Origin of the sequence: Pseudomonas oryzihabitans, from assembly GCF_007665395.1 — a bacterium.
GTDB lineage: Bacteria > Pseudomonadota > Gammaproteobacteria > Pseudomonadales > Pseudomonadaceae > Chryseomonas > Chryseomonas psychrotolerans_C.
Window position 1 is genome coordinate 148114 of the sequence record NZ_VDND01000013.1, and the last position, 26516, is coordinate 174629.

Here is a 26516-nt window from a genome sequence, read left to right on the forward strand (position 1 = left end):
CGTCGGTCGCGGCGGTTTTCCATACGCAAAGAAAAGGCCTCCCGAAGGAGGCCTCTTTCCTTACCGCAGCGGGATCAGACGCTGTAGTACAGGTCGTATTCCAGCGGGTGCACGAAGGTACGGACCTTGATCTCTTCCTCGGACTTCAGCTCGATGTAGGCATCGATGAACTCGTCGGTGAAGACGCCGCCCTTGGTCAGGAACGCGCGACCGGCGTCCAGGGCTTCCAGGGCTTCCTTCAGGCTGCCGCAGACCTGCGGGATCTTCTTGCCCTCTTCCGGCGGCAGATCGTACAGGTTCTTGTCGGCGGCATCGCCGGGGTGGATCTTGTTCTGGATGCCGTCCAGGCCAGCCATCAGCAGAGCGGCGAAGCACAGGTAGGGGTTGGCAGCCGGATCCGGGAAGCGGGCTTCGATGCGGCGGGCTTTCGGGCTCGACACATAGGGGATACGGATGGAGGCGGAACGGTTACGGGCCGAGTAGGCCAGCATCACCGGGGCTTCGAAGCCGGGCACCAGACGCTTGTAGCTGTTGGTGGACGGGTTGGTGAAGCCGTTCAGGGCCTTGCCGTGCTTGATGATGCCGCCGATGAAGTACAGGGCGGTATCGGACAGACCGGCATAGCCTTCGCCGGCGAAGGTGTTCTTGCCATCCTTGGAGATGGACATGTGCACGTGCATGCCGGAGCCGTTGTCGCCGTACAGGGGCTTAGGCATGAAGGTGGCGGTCTTGCCGTAGGCATCGGCCACGTTGTGCACGACGTACTTCAGGGTCTGGGTCTCGTCGGCCTTCTTGACCAGGGTGTTGAACTGCACACCGATCTCGTTCTGGCCAGCGGTCGCCACTTCGTGGTGGTGGACTTCCACGACCAGGCCCATCTCTTCCAGGGCGTTGCACATGGCGGTACGGATTTCGTGGTCGTGGTCGACCGGCGGAACCGGGAAGTAGCCGCCCTTGACGCCCGGACGGTGGCCCTTGTTGCCGCTTTCGAAGTCAGCGTCGGTGTTCCAGGACGCCTGCTCGGAGAAGATCTTGAACATGGAGCCGGAGATGTCCGACTTGAACTTCACTTCGTCGAAGATGAAGAACTCGGGCTCCGGGCCGACGAACACGGTGTCGCCGATGCCGGTGGACTTCAGGTATTCCTCGGCGGCCTTGGCGATACCACGGGGGTCGCGCTCGTAGGGCTGCATGGTCGAGGGTTCGATGATGTCGCATACCAGGATCAGGGTCGGCTCTTCGGTGAAGGGATCCAGGACGGCGGTGCTGTCGTCGGGCAGCAGGATCATGTCGGAGGCTTCGATGCCTTTCCAGCCGGCGATGGAGGAGCCGTCGAACATCTTGCCGTGGGCGAAGAAGTCTTCGTCCAGCGCGTCACGCGCCGGCATGGTGACGTGTTGCTGCTTGCCTTTGGTGTCGGTGAAGCGCAGGTCTACCCACTTCACGTCGTTTTCTTTGATCAGTTGAACAGCCTTCGACATGGTTTCCTCCAGAGGAATTTCGGCCGGGAGCGGTTGGCGGTACTCCCGGTATCAGCTGTGCCCTTGAGGGGCGCTCCCGTGCTGCCTGGTCGGTGACCGGCGTTCCACGAAAAGCGCCCTATGCTGGCTCAGGGGCGGCTGCCTCACAAGAGAGCAAGTTGTATGCCAGTGCCCCTTAATGGGCAGGAGTGGCTTCCTTGCGTCTCTCGCGGCGTTTTCCGACCAGTCGATGCCGTATTTATGCACCAACATGGTGCTCATAAATCGAAATTTGCACCTTAATGGCGCTGGTGGTGATTTTGTCGGCTGGGTTCGAGTCCCGCTGGGAATTCAGGTATGATCTTCGCCCTTTTCTTTTGCGTTTCCCGCCCGCCGTCGCCCGTTCATGAAGCTCATCATCAAGGTCTTTCCGGAAATCACCATCAAGAGTCGCCCGGTGCGCAAGAATTTCATTCGCCAGCTGGTGAAGAACATTCGTGTCGTGCTGCGCGACCTGGATCCGGACGTCCAGGTGGAGGGGGTCTGGGACAACATCACCCTGGACACCGCGGTCGGCGAGCCGCGCCTGCTGGCGGAGATGAAGCAGCGCCTGGCCTGCACCCCCGGCATCGGCCAGTTACTCGAGGTGCACGAGTATCCGCTGGGCGACTTCGAGACCATCCTGGCGCTCTGCGAGCGCCACTTCGGCGAGCGGGTCCGCGGCAAGGTGTTCTCGGTGCGCTGCAAGCGCGCCGGCAAGCATGATTTCTCCTCGATGGACGTGGAGCGCCATGTCGGCGGTGGCCTGCGCGAGCGCTGCGGCGGTGCCGGCATCGCCCTGAAGAATCCCGAGGTGAATGTCCGCCTGGAGATCCGCGACCAGCGGCTGTTCATCATCGACGAGCATCACGAGGGCCTGGGCGGCTATCCGCTGGGCGCCCTGGAGCAGGTGCTGGTGCTGATGTCCGGTGGCTTCGATTCCACCGTGGCCGCCTACCAGATGATGAGGCGCGGCATGGTCAGCCACTTCTGCTTCTTCAATCTCGGCGGGCGCGCCCACGAGCTGGGCGTGATGGAAGTGGCCCACTATCTGTGGGAGAAGTTCGGTCGCTCCCAGCGCGTGCTGTTCATCAGCGTGCCCTTCGAGGAAGTGGTGGGGCAGATCCTCACCCAGTGCGACGACAGCCACATGGGCGTGATCTTGAAGCGCATGATGCTGCGCGCCGCCAGCCGCATCGCCGAGCAGTTGCAGATCGAGGCGCTGGTGACCGGCGAGGCCGTCTCCCAGGTCTCCAGCCAGACCCTGACCAACCTGGCGGTGATCGACAAGGCCACCGATACCCTGGTGCTGCGCCCGCTGCTGGCCAGCCACAAGCAGGACATCATCGACACCGCCCAGCGCATCGGCACCGCCGACTTCGCCAAGCACATGCCCGAGTACTGCGGCGTCATCTCGGTGAACCCCACCACCAAGGCCAAGGCCATGCGGGTGGAGCACGAGGAAGGCAAGTTCGATATGGCGCTGCTCGACGCCGCCCTGGAGCGCGCCCGCTTCATCACCGTCGACAAGGTGATCGAGGAGCTGGGCAAGGACGTCCAGGTCGAAGAGCTGGCACAGCCCTTGCCAGGTCAGATCGTGGTGGACATCCGCCACCCCGACGCCCAGGAAGAGGCGCCGCTGGAACTTGCCGGCAACGAGGTGCAGGTCATGCCCTTCTTCGCCCTGAACAGCCGTTTCAAGGAACTGGACGAGCAGCGCCAGTACCTCCTCTATTGCGACCGCGGGGTGATGAGCCGGCTGCACGCCCATCACCTGCTCACCGAAGGGTACGCCAATGTGCGCGTTTATCGTCCGGCCTAAGCAGCCGGGCCTGCTGGGTGGCAGTATCCGCCACCGCCCTCCCGACCTCTTCTAGCCGTCCGGTTCCGTATCGGCCGGCCGCGTTTCGCGCGCTTGCAATCTCCAGCTGTCAGCCTGCTGGCTGAAGCTCCTTCATTTCTATACCGAGAACACCACTGTGATCGAGAATCTACGCAACATCGCCATCATCGCGCACGTCGACCATGGCAAGACCACCCTCGTCGACAAGCTGCTGCGCCTGTCCGGCACCCTGGACCGCAAAGAAGCGGAAAACGAGCGGGTGATGGACAGCAACGACCAGGAAAAGGAACGTGGCATCACCATCCTGGCCAAGAACACCGCGCTGAAGTGGGGCGACTACAACATCAACATCGTCGACACCCCCGGCCACGCCGACTTCGGTGGCGAGGTGGAGCGCGTGATGTCCATGGTCGACTCCGTGCTGCTGGTGGTCGACGCCCAGGACGGCCCCATGCCGCAGACCCGCTTCGTGACCCAGAAGGCCTTCAAGGCCGGCCTGCGTCCGATCGTGGTGGTGAACAAGATCGACCGTCCCGGCGCGCGTCCGGACTGGGTCATCGACCAGATCTTCGACCTGTTCGACAACCTCGGCGCCACCGATGAGCAACTGGACTTCCCGATCGTCTACGCCAGCGCCCTGAACGGCATCGCCGGTCTGGACCACGAGAAGATGGACGACAACATGGATGCCCTGTTCCAGGCCATCGTCGACCACGTCCCGGCCCCCCAGGTCGACCTGGATGGTCCCTTCCAGATGCAGATCTCCCAGCTGGACTACAACAGCTTCCTGGGCGTGATCGGCATCGGCCGTATCGCCCGTGGCCGCATCAAGGCCAACACCCCGGTGGTGGCCATCAGCGACGACGGCAGCAAGCGCAACGGTCGTATCCTCAAGATCATGGGCCACTCCGGCCTGCAGCGCGTGGAAGTGGCCGAAGCCGAAGCCGGCGACATCGTCTGCGTCTCGGGCATGGACGAGCTGTTCATCTCCGACACCCTGTGCGATCCGCAGAACGTCGAGGCCCGCCCGCCGCTGACCGTCGACCAGCCCACCGTGAGCATGACCTTCCAGGTCAACGACTCGCCGTTCGCCGGTCGTGAAGGCAAGTTCGTCACCAGCCGCAACATCAAGGACCGCCTGGAGAAGGAACTGCTGCACAACGTGGCCCTGCGCGTCGAGCCGGGCGAGTCGGCCGAGAAGTTCAAGGTCTCCGGTCGTGGCGAGCTGCACCTGTCGGTACTGATCGAGAACATGCGCCGCGAAGGCTTCGAGATGGCCGTGGGCCGTCCGGAAGTGGTGATCATCGAGAAGGACGGCGAGAAGCAGGAGCCCTACGAGAACGTCACCATCGACATCGAAGAGCAGCATCAGGGCTCGGTGATGGAGCAGATGGGTCTGCGCAAGGGCGATCTGACCAACATGATCCCCGACGGCAAGGGTCGTATCCGCCTGGAATACACCATCCCGGCGCGTGGCCTGATCGGCTTCCGCAACAACTTCCTGACCCTGACCTCGGGCAGCGGCATCCTGACCTCGACCTTCAGCCACTACGGCCCGATCAAGGCCGGCGAAGTGAGCAATCGCCAGAACGGCGTGCTGGTGTCCATGGCCACTGGTACCGCGCTGACCTACTCGCTGGAAACCCTGCAGAGCCGCGGCAAGCTGTTCCTGGCCCCGGGCGACGAGATCTACGAAGGCCAGCTGTGCGGCATCAACAGCCGTGACAACGACCTGGTGCTCAACCCCACCAAGGGCAAGAAGCTGGACAACATGCGTGCCTCGGGCAAGGACGAAGTCATCGCCCTGGTGCCGCCGATCAAGTTCACCCTCGAGCAGGCGCTGGAATTCATCGCCGACGACGAGCTGGTGGAAGTGACGCCGAAGTCCATCCGCCTGCGCAAGAAATACCTAAACGAGAACGACCGCAAGCGCTTCGAGCGTTCCAAGGTCTGATCGCGTTCCGGTAACGCAAGAAAGCGCCTCCGGGCGCTTTTTTGTTGCCCGCGTGGCGCCATCGACAGCGTTCTATCGCGGCCATGGCGATCCGCCGCTGCGGTCGCTCCGACGATCACAGCGGGCCCGTAGGAGCGGCCCATGGCCGCGATAGATCGCTCGCCATGGGGTCACGGAATATCCTGGCGCGGCCTCCCTCACCCCGGCCCTCTCCCAGGGGAAGAGGGGGAAATTGCTCGCGTACGTAGGTTGGGTTGAGCGCAGCGAAGCCCAACAGCCCAGCCCCATGCCTGCTCGAGCAGAGGGCCGGCCCTTCAGGCTCGCGCGAGCGACGCCTGCCGTCCCGGTCGCCTTGCAACCCCTCTGGCCCAGGCCTCTCAGCGCTGCAACGAACGTCTCGTACTTTTTTGTTCACAACCAGATACAACGTCATAAAAACCGTCTAGCTTCAGACGACGCGCCCAACGCGTGCCCCGATAACAACAATCAAGGTGCAGGCATGACGTTTTCTCTCAGGCAACGCCTGCCGCTGGCCATCGCCCTGGCGACGGCGCTCGCGGCAACCGTGCAGGCGGCTCCCAACCCCTACAGTGGCTTCACCGTGTTCGGCGACAGCCTGCTGGATGCCGGGCAATTTCCCGATACCGGGGTGACCGGCGCCAGCCTCAGATTCACCAACCGGGTCGGCCCCAGCTACAGCGCCGCCGGCGGCGCGGTGACCGGACCGGTGTCGTCGATCCTGCTCGGCCAGCAACTGGGTTTCGACGCCCGGACCCTGGATGCCTCGACCTCGGTGATCAATCGGCTGCTGGGCCTCGCCGACGGCGACAACTGGGCCACCGGGGGCTACACCACCGCGCAGATTCGCGATTCCATCTCCGCCGCCAACGGCTCGGTGGTAGCGGCCAATGGCCTGACCCTGCGCAGCCGCGACGGCTACCTGCCCGGACTCGCCAGCCAGGGGCTGCGCCTGGATCCCAACACCCTGTTCTATATCAGCGGTGGCGGTAACGACTTTCTCCAGGGCCTGGTAACCTCGCCGGCCAGCGCCGCGGCGGCGGCCAATCGCCTGGGCGATGGCGTCGCCGCCCTGCAGCAGGCCGGGGCGCGCTACCTGGTGGTCTGGCTGCTGCCCGACATCGGCCGGACGCCGGCGCTGGCCGGCTCGCCGCAACAGGCGGCCAGCTCGGCCCTGAGCCAGGTCTACAACCAGGCGTTGGTGGCCCGCCTGGCCGGCATCGATGCCGAGATCATCGGCCTGAACGTGCCGCAGTTGCTCGCCGAGGTGGTGGCCGATCCGGCGCGCTACGGCCTGGCGACCGGGCAGGATCTCACCGGGACCTGCTTCAGCGGTGACAACTGCACCCGCAACACCACCTACGGCCTGGGCGCCGCGGCAGCGGACCCGAGCCAGCTGCTGTTCAACGACCGCGTCCACCCGACCATCAGCGGCCAGCGGCTGATCGCCGATTACGCCTATTCGCTGCTGGCCGCGCCCTGGGAGGTCACCCTGCTGCCGGAGATGGCGCAGTCCACCCTGAGGGCGCACCAGGATGGCCTGCACCAGCGCTGGCTGGGCGACTGGCATGCCTGGCAGCCGGTGGGGCGCTGGCAGGGCTACGTGGATACCAGCGGGCGCCGGCTGGACGTCGACGACCAGCGCAGTACCGCCGGGGGCGATGGCAACGGCTATGGCCTGGACCTGGGCGGCAGCTACCGGCTCAGCGACACCTGGCGCATCGGCGTGGCCGCCGGGGTTTCGCGCCAGCACCTGGAGGTGGGTGCGGCCGATTCCGACTATCGCCTGAACAGCTACCTGCTCAGCGCCTTCGCCCAATACCAGGGCGAGCGGCTCTGGGGCGATCTCACCGCCACCGGTGGCCGGCTGGACTACGACGACCTGAGCCGTCGTTTCGTCCTGGGCCCGACTACCCGCAGCGAGCGCGGCGATACCGACGGCGACCTGCGCGCCCTCTCGGCGCGCCTGGGGTATGACCTGGCGGCCGCCAGCAGTCCCTGGCACCTGAGTCCCTACCTGAGCGCCGACTATGCCCGCGCCCAGGTGGACGGCTATCGCGAGCGCAGCAGCGATGCCGCCGCCCTGGCCTTCGCTGACCAGTCGAGCACCTCGCGGCGGCTGGGCCTGGGGCTGCAGGGCCGCTGGCAATTCACCCCGGCCACGGCGCTGTTCGCCGATGTGGGCCGCGAGCGGGAATTCGCCGACGGTACCCGTGACCTGACCATGAGCCTGAATAGCGTGCCGGGGCTGGACTACACCCTGGACGGCTACCAGCCCGAAAGCGACCGCACCCGCCTGAGTCTGGGCGTGGTGCAGCGGCTGACCCCGGAGTTGACCCTGCGCGGTGGCTACAGCTATGCCGGCGCGGGCGATAGCCATCAGCAGGGGGTAGGCCTGGGCCTGTCGCTGGACTTCTAGCCGGAGCCAGGCCGGGTTGCTGCCCGCCGGCAGCAACCCTAGACCCGGCTGGGATCGCCCAGGCGCTGCCGCTGCCAGTCGCGCAGCTCGTCGAGGCGCCGCGGCGGGCAGATCAGGAAGCCCTGCAACAGGTCGCAGCCGGCCTGTTGCAGGCAGAGCTGCTTGAGTTCGCTGTCCACGCCTTCGGCGATGACCTGGGCGTCGCGCGCATGGCAGAAGGCGACGAGGGCCTCCAGGCTGGCCTGGTTGCCGGGTTGGCTGAGGCGCTCGACGATGAGTCGATCGAACTTGATGGTGTCGGCGGGGTAGTCGGTGACCTGCTGGATGGAGGTGTAGCCCACGCCGAAGTCGTCGATGGCCACGCGAAAGCCCGCGGCGCGCAGCTCATGCAGCAGCGCCAGGGTCCGCTCGTTGAGTTCGGCGGCGAAGGTCTCGGTGAATTCCAGTTCCAGGCGTCCCGGATCGACGCCGTGGTGACTCACCCGCTCGCACAGGTAGGGCACGATATCGGCCTGGTCCAGTTGCGCGGACGACAGGTTGATGGACAGCACCAGGTCGGCGCCGAGCACCTCCTGCAACGCCGGATACTCCCGGCAGGCCTGGTCCACCACCCAGCGATCGATCCAGCGGAAATGCCCCTGGCGCTCGGCGATGGGAATGAATTCCGCCGGGGACACGGCGCCCAGGCGGGGGGAATTCCAGCGCACCAGGGTCTCAGCGGAGCGGACCTGGCCGTCGCTGTCGACGGCCGGCATGTAGACGAGGTGGAATTCCTCGTCCGGATTCAGTTGGCGCAGATGCTCGTCCAGCTGGTCATGCCGCCGCTGGCGCGCCGCCAGCTCCGGGGTGAAATGCACCAGGCGGTTGCCACCTTCGCCCTTGGCCCGGGCCAGCGCCAGATCGGCCTGGGCGAGCAGGTCGGCGAGGTCCAGAGGGGCCTCGGGAGCGGCCAGGCCGAGGCTGAGGGTCACGGCATAGCGCCGTTCGCCGACCAGGGTGCCGTTGTCGTAGAGGCGCTGCAACTGGTCACCCAGGGCCAGGCCATCGGCAGCCGCCTGGGGCCCGCGCAGCAGGACGGCGAATTCATCACCGGCCAGGCGGGTGAAGACCACCTCGTTGCGTTCGCTGTAGCTGTCGATCACCCGCTGCGTCTGGCGGGCCACGGCCTGCAGCAACTCGTCGCCCACCTCATGGCCGAATCTGTCGTTCACCGACTTGAAGTGGTCGAGGCCGAAGTACAGCAGCGCGACGGTCCGACCGTCCGGACGCTCGTCGAGCCAGAGGTCCCCCATGAACTGGAAGTGACGGCGATTGCCGATCTGGGTGAGGGCGTCGGTGCGCAAGGCCGTGCGCAGTTGCGCCAGGATGGCGAGGTTGCTGTCGTGCAGGCGTTTCATGTTGGCGCCCAGGTGGCCGATCTCGCCGGGCTCGCGGGGATCGTCGAGCGCCTGGCGCTGGCCTTCCAGCACCTCGGTGAGCTGGCTGTCCAGCCGCGCGATGGGGCGGGTGATGTAGCGCCGGATCAGCATCAGCAGGATCAGGATGCAGGCCAGGGTCACCAGCAGGCCGCCGCCGAAGTAGAGGAGCGCCAGGCGGTGCAGCTGTGCGTCCAGGCGCTGCGGGTCCGGGGTCAGGCGGACATGGAGGTCGGGCGCCAGGCGCTGGACCGCGGTGAAGTCGCTGGTCTGGGCGGGCGGCGTGCGGCTGAATTCCAGGGGCGCGCCATAGGTGTCCTCGAGGGTCCGGCGCAGGGCTTCCACCCGATCCGGACTCACCGCCAGCTGCAAGGTCATCGCCAGGCCACGCTGGCCGAGCAGCGGTGGGCCGCTGGTGCTGGGCAGCAGCGAGGTAGTCGCCACCAGCAGGGAGCGCCCCTGCTCGTCGCTCAGGTAGTCGCGGCGCTCCAGGGTGCCCCTGGGATCCCGGGCCAGGCGTTCGAGCAGCTGGCGCTGGGGAGCGCCCAGCTGGGCGAAGGGGTCGTCGCTGCGTTCGTAGTAGTAGGCCAGGCTCAGGTCCGGCCGGGCGATGGCCAGGGAAATGCGGCTGGGTGCATCCTCGCCGGCCAACTGCTGGACGGCCTGCTGCAGCTGGGTGCCCAGGGCCTCGTTGCGATAGGGCACGTCCGTCTGCCGCAGGAAGTTGCCCAGGGCCGCGCTGTTGGACAGGGCATAGAGCAGGTTGCGGCTGAAATGGTCGTATTCGCGGTAGGTGGTCTCGAGGGCCGCCAGATCATGGTTGAGCCGGGAGCGCTCGAGGCCGATGACCGCCGCGCGCTGTACCGCATAGCCCAGCGCGACCAGGGTCAGGCAGCAGAGCAGCGCCACCGGCAGGATCAGCAGCAGGGTGCGCCTATTCAGGTTCATGCCGGCCTACCAGGGCGCTACCGATGCGTTGCCGGGTCTGGAAGGTATCGGGCGGCCCTTCGCTGAAGATCTGGCTACGGGCGAGTACCTCGGCGGGTGGGAACAGGCTGGGATCCTGCCGCAGCTCCGCGGGCAACAGGCGCACGGCCCCGGCATTGGGCGTCGCCAGGTGCAGCTCCGTGGTGGCTAGCAGGGCGTTGCGGGGTTCGTTGAGGAAATCGACGAAGCGCTGTGCGGCGGCCTGGTGCGGGGAATTGCTGAGCACCGCCACGCAGTCCACCCAGAGCAGGCTGCCCTCGCGCGGCGTGGTGAAGCGCCAGGGCTGGCCGGGAGTCGCCGCATTGAGCAGGTGCTGGTCGCCGCTGTAGCCCAGCGCCAGGTCGATGCGGTCGCTGTAGGCCGGATTGTGCAGCGCGCTGACCACGTACTGGTAGGTGAGCACCGCCGGCGCCTGGGCCTTGAGCAGGGCGAAGCTGCGCCTGAGCAGCTCAGGGTCGTCGCTATTGATGGCGGCGCCCTGGGTGATCAGCGGCGCCACCAGCAGGTCGTCATGGTCTTCGAGCATGGCGATACGGCCCTGCAGCGCCGGTCCGGGCTGCAGCAGGGCCTGCCAGGAGTCGGGCGCGCTGGCCAGGCGGTCGCTGCGATAGAGCAGGCCCAGGGTGCCCCAGACATAGGGCACGGCATAGTCGCCGCAGCTCTGGCGCCAGCGCGGATCGAGCTCGGCGAGGTGCGTCAGGCGCTTTGGATCGATGCGGGTCAGCAGGCCGTCCCGGCCGAGGCGGGTAGCGCTGACCTCGTTGATCACCACCAGGTCGAGATCGGCATCGCCGCGCGCCAGGGTGGCATCACGCACGTCGCTGCTGTCGAAATGGATTTCCTGCACCGGCGCATTGGCCTTGGCCCAGCGCTGCAGCAGGGTTTCGCTGAAGTAGCCTTCCCAGGTATAGAGCCGTAGGGACTCCGCCGCGGCCAGGGGCGACGCTGGTAGCACTGGGAGTACCAGACACCAGAACAGGGAGACGCAGTAGCGCATGCGGACGACTCGGCGGCAAGGACTGACTTCAATAGGAAATGCTGGAAGGCCAGACGTTCACCCTGGGCTCACGAGGGCTTCTGCCAGTTTAGGAGGCCTTCCACGATTCGCCAGCCAAGCGCCGCGCCCCTCGCCTGCGCTGGGCGCCACGCCTCAGTTCTGCAGCGGCGCCACCCCGGCGCGCTGGTGGGCGCGGGTCCAGGGATTCTGCTCGTCGGCGAATTTCACCGCCAGGCGTTCCAGCACCCGTTGGGTTGGCGCATTGGTGCCATGCAGCAACAGCAGCGGCAACAGCAGCAGGCTCGCGCCCAGGGCGGCCTGGCGTGGCTTGAGCAGCACCTGCTGGCCCCGCAGCAGCCAGAGCAGGCTGCCGCTGGCGGCGTAGCCGATGGGCAGGCCGGTCACCACTTCCGAGACCGAGTGATAGCCCAGCACCACCCGCGAGACGGCGATGAGCAGGGCGCACAGTGCGCCGATGGCCGCCGCGGTCAGCCGTAGCGACGGCCGTCCTCGGCCGGCCAGCAGCCAGCCGAGGACCGGCAGCACGCTGCCCACCAGCATGGAATGGCCGCTGAAGCCGGTGAAATCCAGCCGGGGAATGCCCAGGCCCCAGCCGAAGAAGGCGACCTTGGACAGGGCCACGAGGAGACTCGCCGCACCAAACAGCAGCAACCAGAGCAGCGCGGCCCGCGCGGACAGGCCGGCGAGCAGCCAGAGCGCGATGAGCAGGGCGCAGGGAAGCATCACCGAGGAATCGCCGAAATTGGTGATGAACAGCCACATGGATAAGCACACTCCTGGAGAAGACGAGGCATTCTGACCACCGCACGCCGAGAGGTTGCATCGCCCGTGCCAGCCTGTGGACTGGCGCAAGAAAGCGCTGGGACCCCGCTTGCAGACCCAGAAAAAAGCCCCGGCACCGGAGGTGGCGGGGCTGTTTGCCGGGAGGCGTCTTACAGACCGGCAGCGGCGCGCAGGGCGGCGGCGCGGTCGGTGCGTTCCCAGGTGAAGGTGGTGAAGGTGTCATCGCCCACGGTGATTTCCTGCGGATGGCGACCGAAGTGGCCGTAGGCCGCGGTGGCGCGGTACATCGGGTGCAGCAGGTCGAGCATGGTGGTGATGGCGTAGGGGCGCAGGTCGAAATGCTCGCGCACCAGCTGCACGATCTTCTCGTCGCTGATCTTGGCGGTGCCGAAGGTATTGATCGAGATGGAGGTGGGCTGGGCCACGCCGATGGCGTAGGACACCTGGATCTCGCAGCGCTCGGCCAGGCCGGCGGCGACGATGTTCTTGGCCACGTAGCGACCGGCGTAGGCGGCGCTGCGGTCGACCTTGGACGGGTCCTTGCCGGAGAAGGCGCCACCGCCGTGACGGGCCATGCCGCCGTAGCTGTCGACGATGATCTTGCGGCCGGTCAGGCCGCAGTCGCCCACCGGGCCGCCGATGATGAACTGGCCGGTCGGGTTGATGTGGAACTGGGTGTCCTTGTGCAGCAGCTCGGCAGGGATGACGTGCTTGACGATCAGCTCCATCACGGCTTCGCGCAGGTCGGCGTACTTGACCTCGGGATTGTGCTGGGTGGACAGCACGATGGCGTCGATGCCGACCACCTTGCCGCCGTCGTAGCGGCAGGTCACCTGGGACTTGGCGTCCGGGCGCAGCCAGGGCAGCAGGCCCGACTTGCGCGCCTCGGCCTGACGCTCCACCAGGCGGTGGGAGAAGGTGATGGGCGCGGGCATCAGCACGTCGGTCTCGTTGCAGGCGTAGCCGAACATCAGGCCCTGGTCACCGGCGCCTTGGTCTTCCGGCTTGCTGCGATCGACGCCCTGGGCGATGTCCACCGACTGCTTGCCGATGATGTTGACGATGCCGCAGGTGGCGCCGTCGAAACCCACGTCCGAGCTGTCGTAGCCGATGTCGACGATGACGTCGCGCACCAGTTGCTCCAAGTCGACCCAGGCGGAGGTGGTGACTTCGCCGGCGACGATGGCCACGCCGGTCTTGACCAGGGTCTCGCAGGCCACGCGGGCATGCTTGTCCTGGGTGATGATGGCGTCGAGCACGGCATCGGAGATCTGGTCGGCGATCTTGTCCGGGTGGCCTTCGGAGACGGACTCGGAGGTGAACAGGGAATATTCGCTCATCGAATGGTTCCTAAATTACCAAGGGGTAGGGGCCCGCAGGCCGGTCGAGACAGCAGTTTCCTTGCAGGACATGACGCCCTTGAGCGTCCGGTCCGCCCGCCATTGGCCGCTCGGCCTCATGACGGGGTGTTTCCCTGAGCCGGGCGCGCGAACTGGCGCACCTGGATCTGAAAGCCGTTGCGCAGGCCGAGGTAGAGGCTTTCGCCCGCCTGCAGGCCGGCGGCCTGGGCCCAGCGCGCCAGTTCGTCCTGCTCGAAGCCGAGCCAGAGATCGCCACAGGCGGCCCGTGCCCAGGTCTGGTCGTGGGGGCAGAGGTCGGTGATCACCAGGCTGCCGCCCGGGGCCACGCGCAGCGCCAGGCGCTGCAAGGCCTCCGCCGGCGCGGCGAGATGGTGCAGGACCATGTTGAGGACTACACAATCGGCCTGCGGCAGCGGCTCGGCGAGGGCGTCGGCCAGCTGCAGTTCGACCTGCACGAGGCCGTTGCGCTGGCAGCGCTGGCGCGCCAGTTCGAGCATGGCCGGACTGTTGTCCACCGCCACCACCCGGGCGAAGCGCTGCGCCAGGTCCGGCAGGAAGGCGCCGTCGCCCGGGCCCACTTCCAGGGCGCAGCCACGGGGATCCAGGGCCAGCGCATCGAGCAGGCTGAGCAGGCCGTCGCGGTACTGCGGCAGGCTGGCGATGAGGTCCTGCTGGGCCTGGAATTTTTCCGCCACCCGGGCGAAGAAGTCGCGACTCACCGCCGCGCGCTGGGCATGCACCTCGCCGATCCGCGTCTGCACCGCGCTGGGCAGGGCCAGGGCGTCCACCTCTTCGAGCAGGGCGGCGTGCAGGGCGCCACCCAGGCCGCCGGGACGGGGCAGGGCGCGACGATAGAAGATGGCGTTGCCCTCGCGGCGGGTGGCCACCAGCTGGGCCTGGGCCAGCACCTTGAGATGGTGGCTGATGCCGGACTGGCCGGTGGCGAAGATCTGCGCCAGCTCCAGCACGCCGAAGGAGGCGCTGTGCAGGGCGCGCAGGACGTTCAGGCGCAGGGGATCGCCACCGGCCTTGCACAGGGCGGCGAGGGTATCTCCTGGTTCCTGGCCGAGCGCCGGCACGCGTAGCGGATTCATGGGGCGCTAGTCTAGAGACCCGTCCCGGGCCTCGCAAGAAAAGCATCAAAAAGTTTTGATACTTGTCCGGCGCCGTGACCCGCGCATACCTTCGTCGAGGAAGGTAAGATGCCGGAGCCGTTTGGCCTGCGGTCGTCGCGGGCCTGCGGTAACGACCGCGAGACGCGCGCGTCCAACGTGCAGCCCCTTCAGGAGCGCCACCCGAGTAGCCCCATGTCCGTCCAGCCATCATCCCCTTCCGCGCCTGCCGCCGGTACGCGCCTGGTGATCTGCGAGCACTGCGATTCCGTGCATCGCCTGGAGCCGCTCGCCGCGGGCGAGCGGGCGCATTGCCTGCGCTGTGGCGCCTTGCTCTACCGCGCCAGTCGGCTGGACATCCAGGGCCTGCTGGCGCTGGCCATCGCCGCGGCGGTGCTGTTCGTCATCGCCAACGTCGGCCCCATCCTGCAACTGAGTTTCCGCGGCCTGCACAGCGAGGCGACGCTGCTGGAATCGGTGGTCGCCATGAGCCGTGGCTTCGCCGGCCCCATGGCGCTGGTGGTGGCCATGACCCTGTTCGTGGTGCCGCTGCTGCAGATCCTGCTGCTGCTCTGGGTGCTCGGCTTCGCCCAGGCCGGCCGTCGCGCGCCGGGCTTCGCCACGGCCATGGTCACCCTGCACTACCTGCGCCCCTGGAGCATGATCGAGGTCTTCGTGCTCGGCGCCCTGGTGGCGGTGATCAAGCTGGCCGGCCTGCTGCACGTGGTGGTGGGCCTGGGCCTGTTCGGCATGATCGGGTTGATGGTGGTGCTGCTGATCATCGCCAAGCGCGACCTGCACCCGCTGTGGGACGCCGTCGGGGAGCGCGAGTCGTGAGCGCGCCCCAGCTGCCGCCGCGCGCCGCCGAGCTCGGCCTCTGCCTGTGCCACGTCTGCGGCAACGTCTGCAGCGCGCCGCGCCGCCACAAGGCCGGCTGCCCGCGCTGCGGCTCGGCGCTGCACCGGCGCAAGCCGAACGTCTATGCCAAGACCTGGGCCTACCTGCTCGCCGCGCTGATCCTCTATATCCCGGCCAATACCCTGCCGGTGATGTTCACCGGTACCCTGGGCCGCGGTACGGAGAGCACCATTCTCGAAGGGGTGATCGAATTCTGGGAGAACGGCTCCTGGGGCGTCGCCCTGGTCATCTTCATCGCCAGCGTGGCGGTGCCCTCCATCAAGTTCCTGGTGCTCGGCACCCTGCTGGTGAGTTGCCAGAGACACAGCGACTGGGCGATGGCCCAGCGCGCCCGGCTCTATCGCTTCGTCGAGCTGATCGGCTACTGGTCGATGCTCGACGTCATCGTGGTGGCCCTGGTCTCGGCGCTGGTGCATTTCGGTGCCCTGAGTTCGGCAGCGCCGCGCCTGGGTATCGTGTTCTTTGGTTTCGTGGTGGTGCTGACGATGCTCGCCGCGATGAGTTTCGATCCCCGCTTGATCTGGGATGCAGAGGTGAACGATGACGGACAGGCATGAACCCGACGCCCTGGCGCCTACCCCCGAGGTACGCCGCAGTCGCTGGAGCGTATCGCTGATCTGGCTGGTGCCCATCGTGGCGGCCCTGATCGGGCTGTCCATGGTGGTGCACAGCTGGGCGTCGCGCGGGCCGAGCATCACCGTGACCTTCCTCACCGCCGAGGGCCTGGAAGCCGGCAAGACCCAGGTGAAGTACAAGAACGTGGTGATCGGCACCGTCAGCGACATCCAGCTGGCCCCGGATCGCAACCGGGTGATCACCACCATCGAGCTGGAAAAGTCCGCCGAGGGCTTCGCCACCAAGGACGCGCGCTTCTGGGTGGTACGGCCGCGCTTTGGCGTGAACGGCGTCTCCGGGGTGGATACCCTGGTCTCGGGTGCCTTCATCGGTGCCGACATCGGCAGTTCCACCGAGACGCAGCGTGACTTCCGGGGCCTGGAGCAGCCTCCGGCGCTGATCCATGGCGCCTCCGGCAAGAGATTCATCGTCACCGCCGACGACATCGGCTCGCTGGACGTGGGTTCGCCGGTCTATTACCGGCGTATCCAGGTCGGCCGGGTGGTGTCCTTCCATCTCAACCAGGACGGCAAGGGCGTCAGTGCGCAGATCTTCATCGACTCGCCCTATGACCGCTTCGTCACCGCCAACAGCCGCTTCTGGAACGCCAGCGGGGTCGACGTCTCGCTCAGCGCCTCCGGCCTCAAGCTCAATACCCAGTCGCTGGCCACGGTGGTGGCGGGCGGTATCGCCTTCGTCACCCCCGAATGGCCCAAGGATCCGCAGGAAGCCAAGGAAGACCAGGACTTCACCCTGTTCGATGACCAGACCAGCGCCCTGGCCCCGCCGGACGGCGAGCCGCACTACATCCGCATGAGATTCCAGCAGTCGCTGCGCGGCCTGGCCACCGGCGCGCCGGTGGAATTCCTCGGTATGAATGTCGGTCGGGTGGTTTCCCTGACGCCGGATTACGACCACCAGCAGGACGATTTCTCGCTGATCGTCGGTGCGGTGATCTATCCGCAACGCCTCGGCGAGGTCGGCAAGCGCCTGGAAGCCGAGGACCGCGACGGCAAGCTGTTCGCCGGCTGGGTGGCGCGCGGCCTGCGCGCCCAGGCGCGCACCGGCAACCTGCTCACCGGGCAGCTCTACATCTCCATCGACTTCATCCCCAATGCGCCCAAGGTGGCCTTCAATCCCAAGGCGCAGCCGCTGGTCATCCCCACCGTCACCGGCAGCTTCGACCGCCTGCAGGAGCAGATGGCCGGCATCGTCAACAAGATCGACAAGATCCCCTTCGACTCCATCGGCAAGAATCTTGACACCAGCCTGGCCCAGCTCAGCGGGACCCTCAAGCAACTCAACGCCGGCGTCCTGCCGCAGCTGACCACCACCCTGATGGGCGTGCAGCAGCTCACCGGCAGCGCCAGCCAGAGCCTCGGCGCCGACTCGCCGGTGCAGCAGAACCTGAGCCAGACGCTCGAGGAAATGCAGCGCATGGCGCGCTCCCTGCGCGTCTTCGGCGACTACCTCGGCCGCCATCCGGAATCCCTGATCCGCGGCCTGGTGACCGATCCCGCGCCCAAGTTCGAGCCGGGTTCCCGCGATCCCGCCAAAGGAAAACTGCAATGAAGCGCCTGACCTGCCTGGCCCTGCCTCTGCTGTTGGCCGCCTGTTCCTCGAAGGCGCCGCTCAACTACCACACCCTGACCAGCGCCGCCGCCCCGGACGCGGCCGGGCGTGCCGCCCCCTTTCGCTTCGCCCTGCAGGGCGTGTCGGTGCCGCCCCAGGCGGACCAGCCGCAACTGGTGATCCGCCAGGGCGACGCCATCGCCCTGCTGGAAAACGAGCGCTGGATCGCCCCCCTGGCCGACGAGATCCGCAGTGCGCTGTCCGCCGACCTGTCCCAGGACCTGGGGACCCTCGACCTGGGCGATGCGCCGCGCGGCAGCGGTGCCCCGGTGCTGCGCATCAAGGTGGATGTGCAGCGCTTCGACTCCCAGCCGGGGCGCGGGGTGCAACAGGAGGCGCTGTGGACGCTGCGCCTGGCCGAGCCCGGCGGCGAGCGGGTGCTCACCTGTGGCAGCCGGATCCAGCAGCCGGCCGGCGCCGCCTATGCCGAGGTCGTCGCGGCCCATCGCCAGGCGCTGGCGCAGTTGGCCACGCGTATCGCGCCGGTCGCCCGGGCCTTCGTGGCCGACCCCGGGACGGCCTGCCCGGCCGGCTGAGCTGACAACGTCGATTGCTGGAAGTGCCCTGGCTGGGCCAGAATGATGGCCCCTTCGCTCTGCCTCTGCCAGGAGACACCGCAATGCCCAGCCGTCGTGATCGAGCCAACGCCATCCGCGCCCTCAGCATGGATGCCGTGCAAAAAGCCAACAGCGGCCACCCCGGTGCCCCCATGGGCATGGCCGACATCGCCGAGGTGCTCTGGCACGATCAGCTCAAGCACAACCCTGGCAATCCCCAATGGGCCGACCGTGACCGCTTCGTGCTATCCAACGGCCATGGCTCCATGCTCATCTATTCGCTGCTGCACCTGTCGGGTTACGACCTGTCCATCGACGACCTGAAGAACTTCCGCCAGTTGCACAGCAAGACCCCGGGCCACCCGGAATACGGCTATGCCCCGGGCATCGAGACCACCACCGGGCCGCTGGGCCAGGGCATCGCCAACGCCGTGGGCTTCGCCTTGGCGGAAAAGGTCATGGCCGCCCAGTTCAACCGCGAGGGCCATAAGGTCGTCGACCACCACACCTACGCCTTCCTGGGCGATGGTTGCATGATGGAAGGCGTCTCCCATGAAGTCTGCTCCCTGGCCGGCACCCTGGGCCTGTCCAAGCTGATCGCCTTCTACGACGACAACGGCATCTCCATCGATGGCGAGGTCGAAGGCTGGTTCACCGACGACACCCCCAAGCGCTTCGAGAGCTACGGCTGGCAGGTGATCCGCAACGTCGACGGCCATGACGCCGACGAGATCAAGACCGCCCTGGACACCGCGCGCAAGAGCGACCAGCCCACCCTGATCTGCTGCAAGACGGTGATCGGCTACGGTGCGCCGCACAAGCAGGGCAAGGAAGAGTGCCACGGCGCGCCGCTGGGCAACGACGAGATCCAGGCCGCCCGCGAACTGCTCGGCTGGTCCCACGCGCCCTTCGAGATTCCCGCCGACATCTATGCCGAGTGGAGCGCCAAGGAGCGCGGCGCCGCAGCCGAGGCCGAGTGGAACCAGCGCTTCGCCGCCTACGCCGCTGCCCACCCGGAGCTGGCCGCCGAGTTCAAGCGGCGCATGGCCGGTGACCTGCCCGCCGACTTCGCCGAGCGCGCCGCCGCCTTCATCCAGGACGTCGCCACCAAGGGCGAGACCATCGCCAGCCGCAAGGCCAGCCAGAACGCCCTGCAGTTCTTCGGTCCGCTGCTGCCCGAGCTGCTCGGCGGTTCCGCCGACCTGGCCGGTTCCAACCTGACGCTTTGGAAGGGCGCCAAGGGCGTCACCGCCGAAGACGCCAGCGGCAACTATGTCCACTACGGCGTGCGTGAATTCGGCATGAGCGCCATCATGAACGGCGTCGCCCTGCACGGCGGCCTGGTGCCCTACGGCGCCACCTTCCTGATGTTCATGGAATACGCCCGCAACGCCGTGCGCATGTCCGCCCTGATGAAGCAGCGGGTGCTCTATGTCTTCACCCACGACTCCATCGGCCTCGGCGAAGACGGTCCGACCCACCAGCCGGTGGAGCAACTGGCCTCGCTGCGCTACACGCCCAACCTGGACACCTGGCGGCCGGCCGACGCGGTGGAATCCGCCATCGCCTGGACCGCGGCCCTGGAGCGTCGCGACGGTCCCAGCGCGCTGATTTTCTCGCGCCAGAACCTGGCCCACAGCGTGCGCGACGAAGCCACCCTGGGCAATGCCGCCCGGGGCGGCTACGTACTCAAGGACTGCGTCGGCGAGCCCGAGCTGATCTTCATCGCCACTGGCTCCGAAGTCGGTCTGGCGGTGCAGGCCTACGAGCGCCTGACCGCCGAAGGGCGCAACGTGCGCGTGGTCTCCATGCCCAGCACCAGCGTCTTCGACCGCCAGAGCCCCGAGTACCGCCAGCAGGTGCTGCCGGTGGAAGTCGGCGCGCGCATCGCCATCGAGGCCGGTATCGCCGACTTCTGGTACAAGTACGTCGGCCTCGACGGTCGTATCGTCGGCATGCACACCTACGGCGAATCCGCTCCGGCGGCGGCGCTGTTCGAGCACTTCGGCTTCACCCTGGACAACGTCCTGGCGGTGGCTGGCGAGCTGCTCGAAGACTGAGCGCGACCCTGATAGACCAACGCCACGCCTTCGCGTGGCGTTGGTCTTTGTGGGGGATGGTTTTTGTCGTCCAGGAGAGGCGCGCGCGGCCATGGTGGTCCGCCGATGCGGCTTCTCCTGTGAATACCCAGCTGCCCGTAGGCGCGGTCGCTACGACGCACCGGCAGGGCTGCGATGGCACGGCCGGCTGCCAGCACCGGCCTCAGGCTCCCTTCAGAACAACGCCGCGCTGCGTGGCAGCGCCCCTTCCAGCTCCAGCAGGAACTGCTTGGTCGGCAGGCCGCCACCGAAACCGGTGAGGGCGCCGGAGGCGCCTATCACCCGGTGGCAGGGTAGGACGATGGGCAGCGGATTGCGGCCATTGGCGGCGCCCACCGCCCGCATCGCCTGCGGGCGGCCGAGGTGGCGGGCCAACTGGCCGTAGCTCCAGGTCTGGCCATGGGGAATCCGCGCCAGGGCCTGCCAGACGTCCACCTGGAAGGGGGTGCCGCGCGGCGCCAGGGGCAGCTCGAAGGTCTGCCGACGCCCAGCGAAATACTCGCCGAGCTGCTGGCAGGCCCGTTCCAGGATGGGGTGTTCGGCGGCGACCCAGCTGGCGTCGCGCTTGGCCAGGTAGCGATTCTCGGGAAATTCCACCACGCGCAGGCCATCGTCGTCGGCGGCCAGGGTGAGGGGACCTATGGGGCTGTCCAGCAGGCAATAGGCGATCATCGCGGCGACTCCTCGGCGAGGCGGGTAGGAACGGGTTCGGCAGGCGCCTCGGCGGGCGCCTTCCAGGTGGCTTCGCGCCAGACCTGCATGACCCCGTAGGCGCGCCAGGGTCGCCAGGCTTCGGCGCGGGCGTACAGCGCCTTGGCGGTGAGGCGCTCGCCGGGTGGTGCCAGGCGTTTCTGCAACACCAGGTCTTCCACCGGGCAGGCATCGGGATGGGCCAGGGCGCGCAGGGCGATGTACTGGGCGGTCCAGGGGCCGATGCCCTTGAGGGCGATCCAGCGACGGGCGAAGTCGTCCAGGGTGCGGCCGGTGTCGAAGTCCACCTCGCCGGCGCGCAAGGCCCGGGCCACGGTCCCCAGGGTACCGGCGCGGGCGCGGATCAGGCCGAGGCCGGTGAGCTCTTCCAGGGCGGCATCGGCCAGGGCATCCACCGTGGGAAAGAAGTGGTGCAGGCCCGCCGGCGGACGACCGGCCGCAGGGGCGGGCTCGCCCCAGGGGCGGCCGAAGCGCTGCACCACCCGGGCGGTCATGGTGGTGGCCGCCACCACGCTGACCTGCTGGCCGATGACGGCGCGCACGGCGATCTCGAAGCCGTCCCAGCCGCTGGGCAGGCGCAGGCCGGGGCGGCGGGCCACCAGCTCGGCCAGGGTCGGATCGACCGCCAGGCCCTGGGCGATGGCCTCGGGATCGGCATCCAGGTCGAACATGCGGCGAATGCGCGCCACCGCGGCCTGCAGTTCGCCCGGCAGAGCCCCGTGCAGCTCCAGGCGCAGCGCCGGCGTGTTGGCGTCCCAGGCCGAGACGCGCAGCCAGCCCGGTTGCTCGGGCGTGCCTATCACCCGGGCGTAGCTGGCATCGTCCAGCACCTCGACGCCGGGCAGGGCATGACCGCGGAGGAAATCCAGCTGGGCGACGAAGTCGTAGGGTGGGCGATAGGCCAGGCGCAGGACTAGCACCGGCGAGGCCGCGGCCTGGCCCTTGCGCAGCTGGCTGGGGGCCAGGCCGTAGGCGTCGCGAAAGGCGGTGTTGAAGCGTCGCAGGCTGCCGAAGCCGGCGGCCAGGGCCACCTCGGTGACCGGCAGCGGGGTCTCGCTGAGCAACTGCTTGGCGAACAGCAGTCGGCGGGTGGTCAGCACCGCCAGGGGCGCGGCGCCCAGGCGCTCGACGAACAGCCGGCGCAGCTGGCGTTCGCTGAGGTCGAGGCGGGCGGCGAGGGCGGGCAGGCCGCCGTCGTCCAGGCCTTCGTCCATCAAGCGCAGAGCGCGGGCCAGGGTGGCATCGCCGCGCTGCCAATGGCCGCCGGCGGGAGAGAGTTCCGGCCGGCACCTGAGGCAGGGTCGATAGCCGGCGGCTTCGGCGGCCGCGGCGCTGGGGTAGTAGCTGACGTTTTCCGGGCGTGGTGGCTGGGCCGGGCACACCGGCCGGCAATAGATGCCGGTGGTGAGCACCGCGGTGTAGAACAGACCGTCGAAACGCGGGTCCCGCGCCAGGCGGGCGCGTTCGAAGGCGGGAATGTCAGGGAAGGCGTTCATGGCGGCAGGTTAGCACCGCCGGGGAAGGGGGGCTGGCCGTTTTCGGACGGGACCGCTGAGGTAGATAGCTATCGCGGCCATGGCTACGATGAACCGTAGGTTGGGCTGAGACAACTCCATTGTCGAAGCCCAACAGAGCGGACGCCGAAGCAAGATCCGTTGGGCTTCGCTGTGCTCAACCCAACCTACCGCGGCTGCGATCAGGAATCAGCACCGTAGCGTGGAAAACGGCGCAGTCTTTTCCGTCGGGGACTATGTCGCGAGATGCGCCCTCACCCCAACCCTCTCCCAGAGGGAGAGGGGGTCTTTCGGAGCAGGCGATGGGGATCAGCGCGGTAGCGTGGAAAACGGCGGAGCCTTTTCCACTGGGGGCTTCGGAGTGAGGTGGGCCCTCACCCCAACCCTCTCCCAGAGGGAGAGGGGGTCTTTCGGAGCAGGCGATGGGGATCGGTGCCGTAGCGTGGAAAACGGCGCAGCCTTTTCCACCGGGGACTTCGTCGCGAGGGGCGCCCTCACCCCAACCCTCTCCCAGGGGGAGAGGGAGCATACGATCGGGATCAGAAATCCCAATCCTCATCCTCGGTACTGACCGCCTTGCCGATGACATAGGACGAGCCCGAGCCGGAGAAGAAGTCGTGGTTCTCGTCGGCGCTGGGCGACAGGGCGGCGAGGATCGCCGGGCTGACGTCGGTCATGCTGCTGGGGAACAGCGCCTCGAAGCCCAGGTTCATCAGCGCCTTGTTGGCGTTGTAGTGGAGGAATTTCTTCACGTCCTCGCTCCAGCCCACGCTGTCGTAGAGGTCCTCGGTGTAGGCCACCTCGTTGTCGTAGAGGTCCTGCAGCAACTCGTAGGCGAAGTCCTTGACCTGCTGGCGGCGCTCCGGGCTTTCCTTGGCCAGGGCCTGCTGGAATTTGTAGCCGATGTAGTAGCCGTGCACCGCTTCGTCGCGAATGATCAGGCGGATCAGGTCGGCGGTATTGGTCAGCTTGGCGCGGCTGGACCAGTACATCGGCAGGTAGAAGCCCGAATAGAAGAGGAAGGATTCCAGGAAGACGCTGGCCACCTTGCGCAGCAGCGGGTCCTCGGCGTGGTAGCGCGCGAGGATCAGGTCGGCCTTGGTCTGCAGATAGGGATTCTCCTCGCTCCAGCGATAGGCCTCGTCCACGTCCGGCGTCGAGCAGAGGGTGGAGAAGATCGAACTGTAGGAGCGCGCGTGCACCGCTTCCATGAAGCCGATGTTGGCGATCACCGCTTCCTCGTGGGGGGTGACGGCATCGGCCAGCAGGGTCGGGGCGCCCACGGCGTTCTGGATGGTGTCCAGCAGGGTCAGGCCGGTGAAGACGCGGATGGTCAGCTGCTGTTCCTTGGGCGTCAGGGTCGCCCAGGAGGGGATGTCGTTGGACAGCGGGATCTTCTCCGGCAACCAGAAGTTGCCGGTCAGGCGATTCCACACCTCCAGGTCCTTGTCGTCCTGGATGCGGTTCCAGTTGATGGCGTTGATGCGATTCAGGCGCGGCGCTTTGACGGATGCGTTCATGGCGATTTCCTCACAGGCTGCAGGACACGCAGCCCTGCACCTCGGTGCCTTCCAGGGCGGCCTGGCGCAGGCGGATGTAGTAGAGCGTCTTGATGCCCTTCTTCCAGGCATAGATCTGCGCCCGGTTGATGTCGCGGGTGGTGGCGGTGTCGCGGAAGAACAGCGTCAGCGACAGCCCCTGGTCGACATGGCGGGTGGCCTCGGCATAGGTGTCGATGATCTTTTCCGGGCCGATCTCGTAGGCATCCTGGTAGAACTCCTGGTTGTCGTCGGCCAGGTAGGGCGCCGGGTAGTAGACGCGGCCCAGCTTGCCTTCCTTGCGGATCTCCACCTTGGCGACGATGGGATGGATACTCGAGGTGGAGTGGTTGATGTAGGAGATCGAACCGGTCGGCGGGATGGCCTGGAGGTTGCGGTTGAACAGCCCGTGCTGCATCACCGACGCCTTGAGCTCCTGCCAGTCCTCTCGGGTCGGCAGGCGGATGGCGGCCACCTCGAACAGCTCCGCCACCCGCGGGGTGCGCGGGGTGAAGTCGCCCTCGGTGTACGGGTCGAAGTACTCGCCGCTGGCGTACTTGGAATCGGCGAAGCCCTGGAAGCTCTGGCCACGTTCGATGGCCAGGCGATTGGAGGCACGCACCGCGTGGTAGGTGACGGTGTAGAAGTACAGATTGGTGAAATCCAGGCCTTCCGCCGAGCCGTAGTGGATGTGCTCGCGGGCCAGGTAGCCGTGCAGGTTCATCTGCCCCAGGCCGATGGCGTGAGAGGCAGCGTTGCCGGCGGCCACCGAGGGTACGCAGCGGATGTCGCTCATCTCCGAGACTGCGGTGAGGCCGCGGATGGCGGTCTCCACGGTGCGGCCCAGGTCCGGCGAATCCATGGTGCGGGCGATGTTCAGCGAACCCAGGTTGCAGGAGATGTCCTGGCCGATGTGCTGGTAGCCCAGGTCTTCGTCGAAGTGGCTGGGGGTGTTGACCTGGAGGATCTCCGAGCAGAGGTTGCTCATGTTGATGCGCCCGGCGATGGGATTGGCCCGATTCACCGTGTCTTCGAACATCAGGTAGGGGTAGCCGGACTCGAACTGGATCTCCGCCAGGGTCTGGAAGAATTCCCGGGCATTGATCTTGCGCTTGCGGATGCGCGCGTCGGCCACCATCTCGGCGTACTTGTCGCTGACGCTGATGTCGGCGAAGGGCACGCCATAGACCCGCTCCACGTCGTAGGGCGAGAACAGGTACATGTCGGCGTTGCGCTTGGCCAGCTCGAAGGTGATGTCGGGGATGACCACGCCGAGGGACAGGGTCTTGATGCGGATCTTCTCGTCGGCGTTCTCGCGCTTGGTGTCGAGGAACCTCAGGATGTCCGGGTGGTGGGCGTTGAGATAGACGGCGCCGGCGCCCTGGCGTGAACCCAGCTGGTTGGCGTAGGAGAAGGCGTCTTCCAGCAGCTTCATGATCGGGATGATGCCGGAGGACTGGTTCTCGATGCGCTTGATCGGCGCCCCCACCTCGCGCACGTTGCTCAGCAGGAAGGCCACACCGCCGCCACGCTTGGACAGCTGCAGCGCCGAGTTCACCGCGCGGCCGATGGATTCCATGTTGTCTTCGATGCGCAGCAGGAAGCAGGACACCAGCTCGCCGCGCTGGCGCTTGCCGGCGTTGAGGAAGGTGGGCGTCGCCGGCTGGAAGCGCCCGCTGATCATCTCGTCCACCAGCGACTCGGCCAGGCGTTCGTCGCCGCGCGCCAGGCTCAGGGCGACCAGGCACACCCGGTCCTCGTAGCGTTCCAGGTAGCGCTGGCCGTCGAAGGTCTTGAGCGTGTAGCTGGTGTAGTACTTGAAGGCGCCGAGAAAGCTCTGGAAGCGGAATTTGTAGGCGTAGGCGCGCTCGAACAGCGCCTTGACGAAGGCCGGCGCGTATTGCTCCAGCACCGCCGCCTCGTAGTAGCCCTTGTCCGCCAGGTAACCGAGTTTCTCGTCCAGGTTATGGAAGAACACGGTGTTCTGGTTGACGTGCTGCAGAAAGTACTGCCGCGCCGCCTGGCGATCCTTGTCGAGTTGCAGCTCGCCGTTGGGACCGTAGAGGTTGAGCATGGCGTTGAGCGCGTGGTAGTCCGCCTCGCTGCCGGTCGGGGTCAGGCCTGACGTTGCCAAAAGTCGTTCACTCCCGTGCGCACCCGGTCGACGTCCTCCGTCGTCCCGAGCAATTCGAATTGGTAGAGCAGGGGCACCGCGCATTTCTGGGCGACGATGCGTCCGCCCAGGCAGTAGCCCTCGCCGAAGTTGGTGTTGCCCGCGGCGATGACGCCGCGGATCAGGGCGCGGTTATGCGGATCGTTGAGAAACTGGATCACCGGCTTGGGCACCGCGCCCTTGCTGCCGCCGCCGCCATAGGAGGGCAACACCAGGATGTAGGGCTCGCGGGCCTTGAGCGGTTCGGCGGCGGGATCCTGGGGAATGCGTCGCGCCGCCAGGCCGAGTTTCTCGACGAATCTGTGGGTGTTCTCCGAGGTGCTGGAGAAATACAGCAGCTCACCCATGGC

The 26516-nt window shown here is 67.1% G+C and carries 19 protein-coding genes; 8 read left to right on the forward strand and 11 right to left on the reverse strand.

Features of this window, described 5'->3' with window-relative positions; genetic code table 11:
• Positions 1 to 74 precede the first annotated feature (74 nt).
• Entirely contained in the window at positions 75 to 1481 is a 1407-nt protein-coding gene (gene glnA / locus FSV73_RS22205) for a glutamate--ammonia ligase (protein ID WP_007161312.1), read from the reverse strand.
• Between the two features lie 385 nt (positions 1482 to 1866).
• Here glnA and thiI point away from each other — a divergent pair, with 385 nt between their 5' ends.
• From thiI to FSV73_RS22220, 3 genes are all read left to right on the forward strand, one after another.
• On the forward strand, positions 1867 to 3321 hold the full coding sequence (thiI, locus tag FSV73_RS22210; RefSeq protein WP_145011582.1) for a tRNA uracil 4-sulfurtransferase ThiI: 1455 nt from the start codon (positions 1867 to 1869) through the stop codon (positions 3319 to 3321).
• Between the two features lie 157 nt (positions 3322 to 3478).
• Positions 3479 to 5296: a translational GTPase TypA gene (gene typA, locus FSV73_RS22215; protein WP_017639451.1), complete on the forward strand. Its 1818-nt coding sequence runs from the start codon at positions 3479 to 3481 to the stop codon at positions 5294 to 5296.
• Between the two features lie 499 nt (positions 5297 to 5795).
• Positions 5796 to 7733, forward strand: coding sequence for an autotransporter domain-containing SGNH/GDSL hydrolase family protein (locus FSV73_RS22220; RefSeq protein WP_145011584.1), 1938 nt, complete (start codon positions 5796 to 5798; stop codon positions 7731 to 7733).
• A gap of 38 nt (positions 7734 to 7771) precedes the next feature.
• Here the strand turns inward: FSV73_RS22220 and FSV73_RS22225 are convergent, their stop codons facing one another.
• The 5 genes from FSV73_RS22225 to FSV73_RS22245 all read right to left on the reverse strand — a co-directional run bounded on the left by FSV73_RS22225 (position 7772) and on the right by FSV73_RS22245 (position 14391).
• Positions 7772 to 10096, reverse strand: coding sequence for a putative bifunctional diguanylate cyclase/phosphodiesterase (locus FSV73_RS22225; RefSeq protein WP_145011587.1), 2325 nt, complete (start codon positions 10094 to 10096; stop codon positions 7772 to 7774).
• Positions 10083 to 11132, reverse strand: coding sequence for a polyamine ABC transporter substrate-binding protein (locus tag FSV73_RS22230; protein WP_145011590.1), 1050 nt, complete (start codon positions 11130 to 11132; stop codon positions 10083 to 10085). The genes FSV73_RS22225 and FSV73_RS22230 overlap by 14 nt, the downstream gene beginning before the upstream one ends.
• 153 nt (positions 11133 to 11285) lie before the next feature.
• A complete protein-coding gene (locus FSV73_RS22235; RefSeq protein ID WP_145011593.1) occupies positions 11286 to 11915 on the reverse strand; it encodes a phosphatase PAP2 family protein in 630 nt (209 codons plus the stop codon).
• 170 nt (positions 11916 to 12085) lie between these two features.
• Positions 12086 to 13276 (reverse strand): methionine adenosyltransferase, encoded by a 1191-nt coding sequence (gene metK, locus FSV73_RS22240; protein WP_007161304.1) that lies wholly within the window; start codon positions 13274 to 13276, stop codon positions 12086 to 12088.
• 116 nt (positions 13277 to 13392) lie between these two features.
• On the reverse strand, positions 13393 to 14391 hold the full coding sequence (locus FSV73_RS22245; RefSeq protein WP_145011596.1) for an ArsR/SmtB family transcription factor: 999 nt from the start codon (positions 14389 to 14391) through the stop codon (positions 13393 to 13395).
• Positions 14392 to 14604: 213 nt separating this feature from the next.
• Between FSV73_RS22245 and FSV73_RS22250 the strand changes: the two genes are divergently transcribed.
• The 5 genes from FSV73_RS22250 to tkt all read left to right on the forward strand — a co-directional run bounded on the left by FSV73_RS22250 (position 14605) and on the right by tkt (position 20191).
• Positions 14605 to 15246, forward strand: a complete 642-nt coding sequence (locus tag FSV73_RS22250; RefSeq protein ID WP_145011599.1) for a paraquat-inducible protein A — start codon at positions 14605 to 14607, stop codon at positions 15244 to 15246.
• Positions 15243 to 15884, forward strand: coding sequence for a paraquat-inducible protein A (locus tag FSV73_RS22255; protein ID WP_145011601.1), 642 nt, complete (start codon positions 15243 to 15245; stop codon positions 15882 to 15884). Before FSV73_RS22250 ends, FSV73_RS22255 begins: the two co-directional genes overlap by 4 nt.
• Positions 15868 to 17514, forward strand: a complete 1647-nt coding sequence (locus tag FSV73_RS22260) for an intermembrane transport protein PqiB (RefSeq protein WP_145011604.1) — start codon at positions 15868 to 15870, stop codon at positions 17512 to 17514. The genes FSV73_RS22255 and FSV73_RS22260 overlap by 17 nt, the downstream gene beginning before the upstream one ends.
• Positions 17511 to 18110: a PqiC family protein gene (locus FSV73_RS22265; RefSeq protein ID WP_145011607.1), complete on the forward strand. Its 600-nt coding sequence runs from the start codon at positions 17511 to 17513 to the stop codon at positions 18108 to 18110. The genes FSV73_RS22260 and FSV73_RS22265 overlap by 4 nt, the downstream gene beginning before the upstream one ends.
• Positions 18111 to 18193: 83 nt before the next feature.
• Positions 18194 to 20191, forward strand: coding sequence for a transketolase (gene tkt, locus FSV73_RS22270; RefSeq protein ID WP_145011610.1), 1998 nt, complete (start codon positions 18194 to 18196; stop codon positions 20189 to 20191).
• A 213-nt stretch (positions 20192 to 20404) separates the two neighbouring features.
• On the opposite strand, the gene FSV73_RS22275 is transcribed toward tkt, so the two are convergent.
• From FSV73_RS22275 to nrdI, 5 genes are all read right to left on the reverse strand, one after another.
• Positions 20405 to 20902, reverse strand: coding sequence for a methylated-DNA--[protein]-cysteine S-methyltransferase (locus tag FSV73_RS22275; protein ID WP_145011612.1), 498 nt, complete (start codon positions 20900 to 20902; stop codon positions 20405 to 20407).
• The gene (locus FSV73_RS22280) at positions 20899 to 22437 is read right to left on the reverse strand and encodes a DNA-3-methyladenine glycosylase 2 family protein (RefSeq protein WP_145011615.1); all 1539 of its coding nucleotides are present in this window, start codon (positions 22435 to 22437) and stop codon (positions 20899 to 20901) included. Before FSV73_RS22280 ends, FSV73_RS22275 begins: the two co-directional genes overlap by 4 nt.
• A 557-nt stretch (positions 22438 to 22994) precedes the next feature.
• The gene (nrdF, locus tag FSV73_RS22285) at positions 22995 to 23975 is read right to left on the reverse strand and encodes a class 1b ribonucleoside-diphosphate reductase subunit beta (RefSeq protein WP_145011618.1); all 981 of its coding nucleotides are present in this window, start codon (positions 23973 to 23975) and stop codon (positions 22995 to 22997) included.
• A gap of 10 nt (positions 23976 to 23985) precedes the next feature.
• A complete protein-coding gene (gene nrdE, locus FSV73_RS22290; protein WP_145011621.1) occupies positions 23986 to 26127 on the reverse strand; it encodes a class 1b ribonucleoside-diphosphate reductase subunit alpha in 2142 nt (713 codons plus the stop codon).
• Complete coding sequence (gene nrdI / locus FSV73_RS22295) at positions 26109 to 26513, reverse strand: class Ib ribonucleoside-diphosphate reductase assembly flavoprotein NrdI (RefSeq protein ID WP_145011624.1); 405 nt, start codon at positions 26511 to 26513, stop codon at positions 26109 to 26111. The genes nrdE and nrdI overlap by 19 nt, the downstream gene beginning before the upstream one ends.
• Positions 26514 to 26516 lie beyond the last annotated feature (3 nt).

Bases quoted from the DNA above. Each gene is read 5' to 3' on its own strand.
- FSV73_RS22225 (WP_145011587.1), bottom strand. From the start codon at position 10,096: ATGAACCTGAATAGGCGCACCCTGCTGCTGATCCTGCCGGTGGCGCTG.
- FSV73_RS22250 (WP_145011599.1), top strand. From the start codon at position 14,605: ATGTCCGTCCAGCCATCATCCCCTTCCGCGCCTGCCGCCGGTACGCGC.
- nrdI (WP_145011624.1), bottom strand. From the start codon at position 26,513: ATGGGTGAGCTGCTGTATTTCTCCAGCACCTCGGAGAACACCCACAGA.
- FSV73_RS22265 (WP_145011607.1), top strand. From the start codon at position 17,511: ATGAAGCGCCTGACCTGCCTGGCCCTGCCTCTGCTGTTGGCCGCCTGT.
- FSV73_RS22275 (WP_145011612.1), bottom strand. From the start codon at position 20,902: ATGATCGCCTATTGCCTGCTGGACAGCCCCATAGGTCCCCTCACCCTG.
- tkt (WP_145011610.1), top strand. From the start codon at position 18,194: ATGCCCAGCCGTCGTGATCGAGCCAACGCCATCCGCGCCCTCAGCATG.
- FSV73_RS22260 (WP_145011604.1), top strand. From the start codon at position 15,868: ATGACGGACAGGCATGAACCCGACGCCCTGGCGCCTACCCCCGAGGTA.
- nrdF (WP_145011618.1), bottom strand. From the start codon at position 23,975: ATGAACGCATCCGTCAAAGCGCCGCGCCTGAATCGCATCAACGCCATC.
- FSV73_RS22245 (WP_145011596.1), bottom strand. From the start codon at position 14,391: ATGAATCCGCTACGCGTGCCGGCGCTCGGCCAGGAACCAGGAGATACC.
- metK (WP_007161304.1), bottom strand. From the start codon at position 13,276: ATGAGCGAATATTCCCTGTTCACCTCCGAGTCCGTCTCCGAAGGCCAC.
- FSV73_RS22230 (WP_145011590.1), bottom strand. From the start codon at position 11,132: ATGCGCTACTGCGTCTCCCTGTTCTGGTGTCTGGTACTCCCAGTGCTA.
- glnA (WP_007161312.1), bottom strand. From the start codon at position 1,481: ATGTCGAAGGCTGTTCAACTGATCAAAGAAAACGACGTGAAGTGGGTA.
- thiI (WP_145011582.1), top strand. From the start codon at position 1,867: ATGAAGCTCATCATCAAGGTCTTTCCGGAAATCACCATCAAGAGTCGC.
- FSV73_RS22280 (WP_145011615.1), bottom strand. From the start codon at position 22,437: ATGAACGCCTTCCCTGACATTCCCGCCTTCGAACGCGCCCGCCTGGCG.
- FSV73_RS22235 (WP_145011593.1), bottom strand. From the start codon at position 11,915: ATGTGGCTGTTCATCACCAATTTCGGCGATTCCTCGGTGATGCTTCCC.
- FSV73_RS22220 (WP_145011584.1), top strand. From the start codon at position 5,796: ATGACGTTTTCTCTCAGGCAACGCCTGCCGCTGGCCATCGCCCTGGCG.